This window comes from Coprobacillus cateniformis, from assembly GCF_009767585.1.
GTDB classification, from domain to species: Bacteria; Bacillota_I; Bacilli_A; order Erysipelotrichales; family Coprobacillaceae; genus Coprobacillus; species Coprobacillus cateniformis.
This window is the reverse complement of sequence record NZ_WSNW01000001.1, coordinates 2782715-2794702: the sequence shown is the minus strand read 5'-3', so window position 1 is coordinate 2794702 and position 11988 is coordinate 2782715. Positions and strand designations below refer to the sequence as shown.

11 protein-coding genes, 1 tRNA gene and 1 other annotated feature (1 of these 13 running past the window's edge) are annotated in these 11988 nt (G+C 31.1%); all 12 genes read right to left on the bottom strand.

What is annotated here, in order from left to right; translation table 11 throughout:
• Window positions 1–12: 12 nt before the first annotated feature.
• Entirely contained in the window at window positions 13–1059 is a 1047-nt protein-coding gene (locus tag GQF29_RS13695) for a hypothetical protein (protein ID WP_054688392.1), read from the bottom strand.
• 56 nt (window positions 1060–1115) lie between these two features.
• Window positions 1116–1481 (bottom strand): hypothetical protein, encoded by a 366-nt coding sequence (locus tag GQF29_RS13690; RefSeq protein WP_236916438.1) that lies wholly within the window; start codon window positions 1479–1481, stop codon window positions 1116–1118.
• A gap of 123 nt (window positions 1482–1604) precedes the next feature.
• Window positions 1605–1689 (bottom strand) — tRNA-Leu (locus GQF29_RS13685).
• Between the two features lie 124 nt (window positions 1690–1813).
• Entirely contained in the window at window positions 1814–3082 is a 1269-nt protein-coding gene (locus GQF29_RS13680; protein ID WP_008787952.1) for an L-cysteine desulfidase family protein, read from the bottom strand.
• Window positions 3083–3138: 56 nt separating this feature from the next.
• Window positions 3139–4413, bottom strand: a complete 1275-nt coding sequence (locus GQF29_RS13675; protein ID WP_008787951.1) for a spore germination protein — start codon at window positions 4411–4413, stop codon at window positions 3139–3141.
• Complete coding sequence (spoVAE, locus tag GQF29_RS13670) at window positions 4410–4760, bottom strand: stage V sporulation protein AE (RefSeq protein ID WP_008787950.1); 351 nt, start codon at window positions 4758–4760, stop codon at window positions 4410–4412. The genes GQF29_RS13675 and spoVAE overlap by 4 nt, the downstream gene beginning before the upstream one ends.
• Window positions 4757–5764 (bottom strand): stage V sporulation protein AD, encoded by a 1008-nt coding sequence (gene spoVAD / locus GQF29_RS13665; RefSeq protein WP_017143842.1) that lies wholly within the window; start codon window positions 5762–5764, stop codon window positions 4757–4759. The genes spoVAE and spoVAD overlap by 4 nt, the downstream gene beginning before the upstream one ends.
• Window positions 5742–6185 (bottom strand): stage V sporulation protein AC, encoded by a 444-nt coding sequence (spoVAC, locus tag GQF29_RS13660; protein WP_008787948.1) that lies wholly within the window; start codon window positions 6183–6185, stop codon window positions 5742–5744. The genes spoVAD and spoVAC overlap by 23 nt, the downstream gene beginning before the upstream one ends.
• A 67-nt stretch (window positions 6186–6252) precedes the next feature.
• Entirely contained in the window at window positions 6253–7071 is an 819-nt protein-coding gene (locus tag GQF29_RS13655; RefSeq protein ID WP_008787947.1) for a folate family ECF transporter S component, read from the bottom strand.
• A 434-nt stretch (window positions 7072–7505) separates the two neighbouring features.
• Window positions 7506–8897 (bottom strand): D-2-hydroxyacid dehydrogenase, encoded by a 1392-nt coding sequence (locus GQF29_RS13650; protein WP_008787946.1) that lies wholly within the window; start codon window positions 8895–8897, stop codon window positions 7506–7508.
• On the bottom strand, window positions 8894–10357 hold the full coding sequence (locus tag GQF29_RS13645; protein WP_238637607.1) for a metallophosphoesterase family protein: 1464 nt from the start codon (window positions 10355–10357) through the stop codon (window positions 8894–8896). The genes GQF29_RS13650 and GQF29_RS13645 overlap by 4 nt, the downstream gene beginning before the upstream one ends.
• A 144-nt stretch (window positions 10358–10501) precedes the next feature.
• On the bottom strand, window positions 10502–11887 hold the full coding sequence (asnS, locus tag GQF29_RS13640) for an asparagine--tRNA ligase (RefSeq protein WP_008787944.1): 1386 nt from the start codon (window positions 11885–11887) through the stop codon (window positions 10502–10504).
• Window positions 11888–11926: 39 nt separating this feature from the next.
• Window positions 11927–11988: a binding site (T-box leader), on the bottom strand (it continues 150 nt past the right edge of the window).

The following is an 11988-nucleotide window of genomic DNA, read 5'->3' as shown; positions in this document are numbered from 1 at the left end:
TATTCACCTCTTTTATTCAATGGCTAAATATTCTTCATACCATTTATCTATTCTTCTATTGGCTATTTTCACAAATAGATTTAAATTATCATTTAATTGTCTAAATGATAGATGTTTAGTTAGAGATATACTAACTTTATAATCTTTTTTACTACTGATTTTAAATTCTTCGTTTTGTGTTATTTTTACTAGACCATAAAACATTTCATTAAATGACTTTAATGCTTCATCATGTGAAGCCCCAAGGACTTTTCTTCTATAAAAAGTATCTTGTATTCTAGCTAATTTTAGATTGATTAGATTGATTCTTTGATTATAATTTAAGATTTTAATACGTTTATTCTTGCTATAAGATCTATCATATTGCTTATTTTTAAGTCTTAGAGGTAATTGCATCGTTTGAACAACTCTAGAAAATGCTTGAATTAATAAGTTTTTTAAATAATCAATTAATGAAATAAACATTTTCTTTCTTTCCATACAAACTTCACCTTTTCCAGTAGGTGAATAATTAAAATACCTTTGCTTATTAGATACTGTGATAATCCTTTTTATTGGATTTCCATCTTTATCTCTTCTTACCTCTCCTTTTTTACAACGATGAATTGCATCAGGATCATTAGCTTTTGTAGTTCTTCCAGTCTTTCTATTGATATACATATCACGTTGATAACGTAGTTCTTCCTCTTCAGGTTTTTCATAAATATATCTATCAAAGGCTATAACATCTATATATCTACCTTTACCCTTAGTTATAAACTTATATAAATAACAGATCATCTTATAATTAAGACTTACTTTAAGCATAAAATTTTTAATTAGTTCATGTTCTTGTGATTTTGTTAATCCTATTGGAATCATAACCCTTAAATATACCGCATATATCTTATTCTTATGATTTCTAAAATCTTCATAAGCTAAAAGTGTATTAATTGCCTTATGAGGATTGATCATATTAGAATAAAATTTTTCTTCAGTAAATTCTTTTATAATGCAACGTTCATGTATATCTAAGCGTTGTATAAATTGTCCAGTAAATTCAAGACTTCTTGTGCTCATGGTACCTCCAGTCAGTTCCTCGCTTTATATAAACATTAAAGGAACTTTAATGATTTTTAATTTTTTTCACTTTTTTCAGGAGTATTTTTAAGTTCCTGAATAAGCGAAATATAATAATTAACTTGATTCATAATATCATTGCCTACAAAAGCATCAGATTTAGCAATAGCAACTTTTTTTCTAGCTTCCCTTGATTTAGGTAAGTCATACTTAGGTCGAATATACTGTCTCGCATATTCAATGAGTTTGAGTTGCATTTCCTGGTCTTCAGCAAAAAAGTTGACCATAATTCTAATAAGGTAGGCTTCTTTTTCTAATTCTGAATACTTAGTCAGCATCTTTACTAATAAAACTTCATCATCACTCGGATATATTTGCCATCTGGCAGTATCTGAGCGTGGTAACAATACTTTTCTTTTCATTTTTTCATCTCCTTTTGGTTTTAAATACGAAAAAAAGCGATATTCTTTAACGAATATCGCTTGCATAATTATTTCTTTTATTAATCTATACAGTCCGTTTGACATTTTTTTACAAAAATCAAATGGTGCCCGAGGTCGGACTCGAACCGACATGACGCGAGTCGCAGCATTTTGAGTGCTGTGCGTATACCAATTTCGCCACTCGGGCATCGTGTGCTCAATTATTATATTATAGAATTGTAGTAAAAGTCAATAGGAAAACTATCATTTATAACAAAATGAAATAGTCTTCATTTCAAAAAGAGAAATCAAGACTATTTTTATATATAATATTAATCACACATCATTTTAATAATTTCTTTATCTGTTTCTTTCATTCCATCTCGAGATAAACGTCCAATATTACGAATTGTATTTTCAACACCTTTACAAACAATCCCATCGCCACCTTTAAACTGGCAGCCATTTTTATACATATAATAACCAAGAATTCCAGCATCTACACTCTCAGCTATTTTGGCAGCACATGAAGGCTTTGCTCCATCACATACAATTCCCGAATTAATGGCTAAGGCATTAACCAATGTATGAGCAATTGTTTTATAATCGCCACCTTTAAGATAAGCAATCCCACAGCCTGCCCCTACACCTGCGCTGACAGCTCCACAATAAGCCGATAATCTGCCAATTCCTGTTTTCTGATGAATTGTACATAAGTTAGATATAATCAAAGCACGATATAATTGTTCTTGTGTTGCCTTTTCTTCCAAAGCATAAATAATAACAGGTAAAGATGCTGTCATTCCTTGATTTCCACTACCAGAATTAATAATAACTGGCATTTCACAACCGCTCATTCTTGCATCACTGCCTGCTGCTGCATAAGCTTTTGCTTTAATCTTGACATCATCACCATAAGTTTTTAAAAGGATACTTCCAATATTAGCACCCCAGTTATTTTCAATCCCTTCCTTAGCAATCGCATAATTACAATCAATTTGTCTTTGTAAAACGTCTTGAACATCCTCAATAGCAACTGTTGTTGCAAATTCATAAATATCTTTGACATTTAATAAACTACGATCAGTTAACGAAGAATCACTTGATGCAACCACACCAGATTCATAAAGAACTTCACCATCTTTTTCAATATACACAATATTTGTATGATAGCCAGCAATACGAACTTTGGCATTATGATAAATACCATGAAGATGAACACAAATATCTAAAGCACAATCACTTTCAATGGCTTGAACTTTCATTGATATCGAGTCTAAGAAATGACGCATTTCTTCTTTTTGTAAATTTGTAACAATAGAAATAACTTCTAATACCTTTGTACTATCACCAGCCACAATTCCTGCAGCAACACTCGCCTCAATACCTTTTAAGCCACCAGTATTAGGAACAATAACACTCTTGACATTTTTAACAATATTTCCACTGACAAAAATATCTACTGACTGAACCTCATCTTGCAGTGTATCAAAGCACTTACTTGCACAATATGCTAATGCAATCGGTTCAGTACATCCCATTGCCGGAACCAATTCCTCTTTTAAAACTTGTACATATGTTTGATAAATATGTTTTTCCATTCTTTCCACCTCTTTATAGACATATTCTAACACGCTCATACAAAATAAGAAAGGCATCATTTGCCTTTCTTAGGTTTTCTAATTATAAATTGTCCTAGTTTTTTAAGATCTAATGGAAATAATGGTGATAAATAAGACATTCCAAAAGGCTTCAATCTTGCCAGATAGACCCACAAAAAGATATTAAAAATAACAAATCCAAAGATATTGAATAACATTATACTTACAATCATCATCACTTTAATATATTTATTTGTTAAGGATAACTCATAGTTTGGTGTTGCGAATCCACCAATTGCTCCAACCGCACAAAAGAGCAAGATTTCTTCTGAAAAGAATCCTAAATCAATAGCAAATTGTCCTAATAATAAAGCAGCAATTAACCCCATCGCATTAGATATGGCTTCTGGTGTATGAATCGTTGCTATTCTTAATAATTCAATAGATAATTCAACCAGTAATATCTGGATAAAGAATGTCCAGTCCCATTGCATAAAAGAAACAGATAGTGACCAAACAGGAACAAGATAAATGGATAATAAAACAGCACTTAAACGAATAATACGAATAAATGTTCCAATCAATGGTGTTTGACGATGCTCTTCCACATGTTCTAGAATTTCAAATATTGTCGTTGGAATCATTAAGACAGATGAAGATGTATCACAAATAATTGCAATATATCCATGCTGAATATGCGTTGCTACAATATCTGGTCTTTCACTATATCTCACCAAAGGAAAAGGATTATAGTTTTGATCTAAGATAAGTTCTTCTAGTGCCCTATCTGTCATAATTAAATCTTTCGCTTTTATTTCTTTAATCCTTTGCATCACTTGTTTTAAAACATTTTGATCAACTTTATTTTGAAGATAGGCAATAGCGATATCCATTTGATTTTCTGTTCCAATAATTTCTCTTTTAAAACATAATTCTACGGATTTAATACGTCTTCTAATTAATCCTGTATTGTTTAAGATAGATTCATTAAAACCATCTTTTGCACCACGAACACTTTTTTCTGTTTCAGGTTCTTCAATAGATCTGTTTGGATAATTCTTCGTATCCATCAAATAAGTCGTTTCACCATCAAACAGAGCACAATTTCCACTCATAATTGAATATTGGATTTGCTTAATATCATTTGTATTGACGATATCAACATCTCCCATATTCAGACAATTATCTAGATTTTTTCCTTCACCATTTTCTATTCCTTCTACAAGTCTTGAAATCAGTGTATCGTTAGAAAGACTGGCCAAAAAATAAAGATGAATCAGTCTTCCTTTATATATCAATACACGATGTTTTAAGTCATAAGAATTATTCATGATTTCGGTTTAAAAATAATGGCAACCAAGAATCCAAAGAGAATAGCTGCTGTAATTCCGGCTGCTGTTAAATCAAACATTCCCATAGCAATACCAAAAATACCATATTCTTCAGTTGCAGCCATTGCTCCATGCATCAAAGAATGTCCAAAACTTGTAATTGGAATTAAAGCCCCGGCATGAAAAATTTCCACCAGTTTATCATAAATATGAAATAAGTCTAAAAATGAACCAAGCACAACAAATAAACTTGTTATATGTCCTGGTGTTAACTTACTATTATCATAAATCATTTGAGCTAAAAAACACACCAAACCACTAAATAAAAATGCCATTATATAATTCATTCGACGACCTCCAAACTGATAGCATGTGCAACACATGGAATCGTATCTTTTTGTGCACTCATCATTGGTGAAAGCAAAGCTCCTGTTGCAACAACAAGAACACGTTTGTACTTTTTGTCTTTCAACATTGGATATAAATGCCCCATCGTGACAAGCCCACTACATGCACATCCACTTCCACCTTGAAAAACTTCTTGATTTTGTAAATCATATAACATACACCCACAGTCATTATAATGGACAACATCAATTTTATGACGTTGCATCATTTCCTTTAAAATCTTATGACCATAAGTTGATAAATCACCTGTAACAACCAAATCATAATCTTGAAAACTTCTTTTTAAGTCTTCAAAATGAGTTGTGATTGTATCATATGCTGCTGGTGCCATAGCACGTCCCATATCATTAGGGTCATCTTGTGAATAATCAACAACTTTTCCTAATGTAATAGATTCAACTCTCACTTGTGTTGGCTGATTAGTTAATAAAGTTGAAATAGCGCCTGTTGCAGTAAATGTTGTTGTATCTTTCTTTTGAACACCATATTCAACAGGGTAACGATACTGACGCTCAGCTGTTGCATTATGGCTTGATACCATGGCGATAACCTTATCCACGAAACCACCTTCAATTAATAAAGATGACATTGCCATAGATAAACAAAAGCTTGAGCAGGCACCATAAATACCAACAAATGGTTTAGGTAACTCCCTAGCCAAATAATTAACTGTTGTAATTTGATTTAATAAATCTCCACCAATATAAAGATCAATATCTTTTTGCTTTAATTTCTCTCTTTTTAAACAGATATCTAAAGAATCTCTTAGCATCTTTCGTTCTGCTTTTTCAAAAGAATCTTCACCACAATGATAATCGCCAAATCCTTTATCAAAACTTGAGCCTAATGGTCCTTGATATTCCAATGGTCCACATACAGTCCCTGTTGATGCAATATATACATTCTCTAGTTTTATTGAATTACCCAAAAAGTGTGATGACATAACGAATCACTCCTAACAATGAGGCACTCACAATTCCATACGTAATAACTGTTCCGCCTAATTTAAACATATTACTTCCAATTCCCATAACCAATCCTTCACTTTTACTATCAAGTGCACTTGAAGCCATACTATTTGCAAATCCAGTAATTGGAATAAAAGTACCTGCTCCAGCATGTTTAGCAATACTATCATATAATCCTAACCCAGTTAATAAGCAAGCCACAAATACAAGGGTTATAGTCATCATTGGGATTGCATCTTTTTCACTACAGTTATAAACATTCATGAAAAATTCTAGAACACCTTGAGCAATGGCTCCCATAACACCACCATATAAGAAAGCATTGAAACCATTTTTGACTTTATGACCACCTGGTTTTAATTCTTCAGCCATTTGATCATATTCTTTTCTATCCATAATTTTCACCTCTTAAATAGTCTTTACAATTTTTTCAAAAATAAACACAAAAAAACAAGCCTTAGTACTAAGACTTGTTTAAACGAACAAAAATACGTTTCATTAATTTAATCAATGTATATCCTATAAAAATTTCTATTGGCAATATTGCACATTCTTTAATAACTCGAATACATAGAGAAACAAAAAATGGAATACCATACATCATATCTAACCACAGTGGTGTTAAACATAATGTCACAACGATTTCAACCAAAGTCACACATAATATCCATGTCGAAAATTCTTTGGCCTCATCTTGACTGATTTGCTTTTTTAATATAAAAATCAAAATGATAAAGATAATCGTTAAAATTAAGCAAACAGAAATCAATGTTAACTTTTCTTGAGATGTAATAATATGAACAGTCGTTGATATCGTCACTTGATCAAGTGTATATATGTAAATTGAAGCACCTAACCCAAGAACCAATATCAATCCCATAACTATTGACTGAACAATCTTTTCACTTAACATCTTTGCATGTTCCTTAGCGAGTGAAGGAATGACACTAACCAAGATTGTTCCAAGTGTAAATCCAAGAAATGGAAAACCTGTAGGAACCAATATCAATCCGATAATATCACTACTCAATCCAACTAAAAATGCATATCCTGGAGATAAAAAGTAACCTGCTAACATCAAGGGAATATATTCAAACCCTATCTTTAAACTTTCCGCTCCAAACAATGGAATCATAATAGCCAATCTCTTACATATAGCTGTTAAAATAATAAAGATTGCCGCAATGACCAAATTCATAACATTCCCTTTTTCAAAAGGATAAAACTTAAATACATAAAATCCCAGTGCAATAATGATTATTGCTAAAATAATTTGTTCCATAACACAATGCTACTTATAACAAATGTTTCCTGCTTCGTCCTCATTTCTAGTCCACAGGCGTTAATTCCGATCAACAGACCGTACATTCTTTGCTACTAACGTAGACTCCTCCTTCTTTTTAATATATAGGTTATATCATAATATGATTGTATACAAAATACAACTCTTTTTACCTATATCATCAAGAATTTTAAATTATATCATCTTAATATCTTCATATTCTTTAATGAACTTAACAAAAAAATCAAACCGAATAAATCGCGTTGATTAGAGACTTGAAAATAATATTTTTTGGGTTGTTTTTTGATAAATCATATTTTCATAATGGTATCTATTTTGTTACTATCTTATCGCTAATAGAAAGCACATATCATTCAAACAAAAAACACATCCTATATAATGTGTTCTTTGCTCAAAAATATTTATTTTTATATTTATAAATTCACAATGTTTCGATTTATCCCATTTAAAAATGCCATTATATTTTCATAAACTTCATCAACACATCTTTGTCTTGCCTCAATTGAACCCCAAGCAATATGTGGTGTTAAAATCACTTTATTCATATCTTGAATAGAATAAATAATATCATTTTCTAATAATGGTTCATGTTCAAATACATCTAATCCAACTCCAGCTAAATGTCCTTCATTTAAGACCTTGACTAAGGCTTTCTCTTCAATAATCCCACCACGTCCAACATTAATAAGATAAGCATTATCTTTCATCTTTCTTAAGGCATCTTCATTAAATAAATATTTTGTTTTTTCATTTAATGGAGCATGAATACTAATAATATCAGAACTCTTTAATAAAGTTTCAAAATCAACTTGCTGATAATCACTTGTTGCATTCTGCCCACTTGTTGAATAATATTGAATTTTTGCTCCCATTGCAGTCGCAATGAAAGCCACTTTTCTACCAATATCACCCAATCCAACAATCCCCCAAGTTAATGAAGAAACATCATGAAATACTTCATCAAAATAACTAAAGCGTCCACTTAATGCATATTCTTTAGACTTCACATATTTATCATACATTGCATTCTTTTCAATCAGATGCATTAATAATGCGATTGTATGCTGAGCAACAGTATCCGTTGAATATCCCTTTACATTTGCAACTTTGATCCCCTGTTGACGACAATATTCTAAATCAATATTATTCGTTCCAGTCGCAAATAAACAAATCAATTGTAATTGATGCATTCCCTTCAACACTGATTCATTCAATATATTTTTATTTGTAATAACAATATGAGCATCTTTTATTCTTTCACGAATTTGATCTTGAGTTGTATCTTCATACATAACAACATCACCTAAAGATTCAAATCTTGATAAATCAACATCATAACCAACAGAAGCACTTTGTAAAATGACAATCTTCTTATCATTTTTCTTTAACATTCCCTTCACATCATGATATTTTAAGTTTTGTAACATTTCACCTAATTTTAACGCTTCATTAAGTTCTAATATATGTGTTTCTAAAGGTAACCCACACATCGTCTGATCAACAATCTGAAAATTTAAAATATGCTGAATCATTGCAATACCTAAAGCTTTAGAAGTCATTGTTTTATAATCTTCTAAAGCAGATAAAACATTTTCTTTAAAATTTTCATCTTTTGAAGCACAAGCTAATAAACAATCATGAAAGGAATGATGGTTTAAAATCTCATTTCTAAAAGTATCATTATATAATAATGGTAAAACAATATCATACATTTCCATTGGTACTGCTTTTTGATATCCTTTCGTAAAATTATATATTAATGCCACTCCTAAATCTTCATCTTTCATTTTATCTACAATCTTCATTCTTTTTCCTCCCTAAATATATAAACCTCTACTCTTTGCCTTTCAGCTTTCGCTTTATCATCATAAAAAATAATACAAGTCTTCATCTTCTTTTCCATTGTATTATATTTGACTATATTATATGAAATATAACGACTTTGACTTTCCTTTAATCCGCCAGTTGCACTTCCTGCACCTATATAATAGCACTCATCCTTACATCTAAAATAAGGTAAATGCTTATGTCCATGAAAAACATAATGAATATTTCTTTTTTGTAACCATTCTATTAATAAAGGTGCATCGACTAAAACCTTTGATGTTTCCACAATTCTATTGATAAACGTCTTTTCGTGCCATTTGGTTTTAATAAATTGTGCCTTACTTAAAGGATAGACATGATGATGTAACATCACAAGCATTGTATAGTCTTCTAAATGATCAATGGCTTCTAATTCATCATCTATTTCATCTAACTGTCTTTGCCCAATTTTTCCTCTCGCAAGATTCCCTTCACTGGTTGTATCCATTTTAATTAAAATCATCTTTTCTTTTTCTAATACTTTTATGTTTTCACCTAATAAATAAGCAATCACTTTACTCTTTTGATTCCTAGCCATATTAAAACCATGAACAATGACATCATGGTTACCCAGTATAAATGTAACATTTGCTTTATACCGTTTTTTTAAACTGTTCATAAAATCATTTGCTAAATACATATTTTTACGATTCGGTGATTCCATAAGATCTCCCGTAATTAGTACTTTTATCTGTTGATCTGTTTGTAAATAAGGCATGATAAAATCTAATGAATTATATAATTGAATCAAACCCTTTTGTCTTTTGTTTTTACCTAAGTGCAAATCACTTAATTGAATATAGTATGAATCATCTTTATTATCATTATAAACATCAAACAAATTCACTTTTTGATCAATATAATCAATTAATTTCTTGAATTCTGTTTGGGATGTCAATGCTGAAAAAACTTGTTGTGTATCATTAAAAATCAAAATACCGGGCCATAAATCAGCATGATTCATTGCACAGAAAAAAGCTGGGAACGGATCAAAAAATGATAAATCCTTGCGTTCAAAAGGCTCTTCAATTGCATAAAAATAAACATCTTTATACTCCTGAAAATGAATATTGAGTAGTTCTTCTCCATTATATCCAGGTATGTAAAGAACATGTGTCTTTTGGGCATATTGATCAGCTAGTTTTTGAATTCCATCAAGAAAAGGATAACGTAAGATATGCTCCATATCTCCAACTTTGATACGTTTGGAGAAAAATGTATAGTCAGTTTCTTGTATTCTTTCTAAAGAATCACATATTATCCCACGCTTCTTTAACCATTGACGAAAGCCATATAAATATTCATATGATGAAACGATATCACGCATATACGCAGTTTCATTTTGATAAATTATATTAAAAAAAGTGTTTATAAAATCAATATCGCGCAATATTCTCACCTCTCTGTGACCTATTATACACTAAATATCCATAAATATGTAGAAAAAGACGAAGTATCTCAAATTCAAATTGAACTGAAGTATTTCAGATTTATTCTCTAAAAAGACTAAAGAACAACTCTATTCTTTAGTCTTATAGATCATTTAAAATTTTAAATTTCTAGGTGTTCTTGGGAATGGTTCTACATCTCGAATGTTTTGCATACCAGTCAAATACATTAAGAAACGATCAAATCCTAATCCAAAGCCAGCATGTTTACAGCCACCATATCTACGTAAATCCATATACCATTGTAAACCATCCTTCGCCATTCCTTTTTCTTCCATGATTCTTTCCAAAACATCATATCTCTCTTCACGTTGACTTCCACCAACCAACTCACCAATTCCTGGAACAAGCAAGTCACAAGCAGCAACAGTCTTATTATCATCATTTAAGCGCATATAGAAAGCTTTGATTTCTTTAGGATAGTCTGTTAAGAAAACAGGACCTCCAATAACTTGTTCACAAATATAGCGTTCATGTTCACTATTTAAATCCATACCCCATTTGACTTCATTTTCAAATTTAACATCAGCTTTTTCTAATATTTCAACAGCTTCTGTATATGTCATTCGTTTGAAATCACTATTACGAACATGTGTTATACGTTCAATACACTCTTTATCAATCATTTGTGCAAAGAACTTCATTTCTTCAGGAGCATTCTCTAAAACATAATCAATACAGAATTTGACCATATCCTCAATTAAATCCATATCATCTTCTAAATCAGCAAAAGCAATTTCAGGTTCAATCATCCAAAATTCACTTGCATGACGTGATGTATTTGAATTTTCAGCTCTAAATGCTGGTCCAAAAGTATAAACATCTCTAAATGCCATACAGAAAGCTTCAACATGTAATTGACCAGTGACTGTCAAGAAAGCTTCTTTACCAAAGAAATCTTTATCAAAATCAGTATTATCAATCGTTGTTGCTCTAAACATTTCTCCAGCACCTTCACCATCATTTCCAGTAATTAATGGTGTATGCACATAAACAAATCCCTGTGATTGAAAAAATTCATGAATGGCCATTGATAATACACTGCGTAATCTAAATATTGCATAGAATGTGTTTGCTCTTGGTCTTAAATGTGGAATTTCTCTCATATACTCAAAAGAATGTCTTTTCTTTTGTAATGGAAAATCATCATCACAAGCACCCTCTACAACAATTTGTGTAGCCTCTATTTCAAAAGGCTGCTTACTCTCTGGCGTTAACTTGAATTTACCTAATACACGTATAGCACTTCCTGTACTAATGTGTTTAATTGTATCATAATCTTCTAAAGTTTCCTTCAGATAAACAATTTGACAATTTCTAAAATAAGTTCCATCATTCAAAGCCAAAAAACCAACTTTTCCATTATCCCTATTTGTACGTACCCAACCATCTAATTCTACATACTCCAAGCTTTCTGTTTCGAACTCTGCACCTGACATCACCATTTCATAGAGTTCTCTTACTGTCATAAATTCAAACATCTTTCTTCCTCCTTTGTATAATATAAAAAGCCATTCCTGTTAAGGAACGACTTATATCGCGGTACCATCCTCATTCATAATCTCTCAATTATGCACTCTGA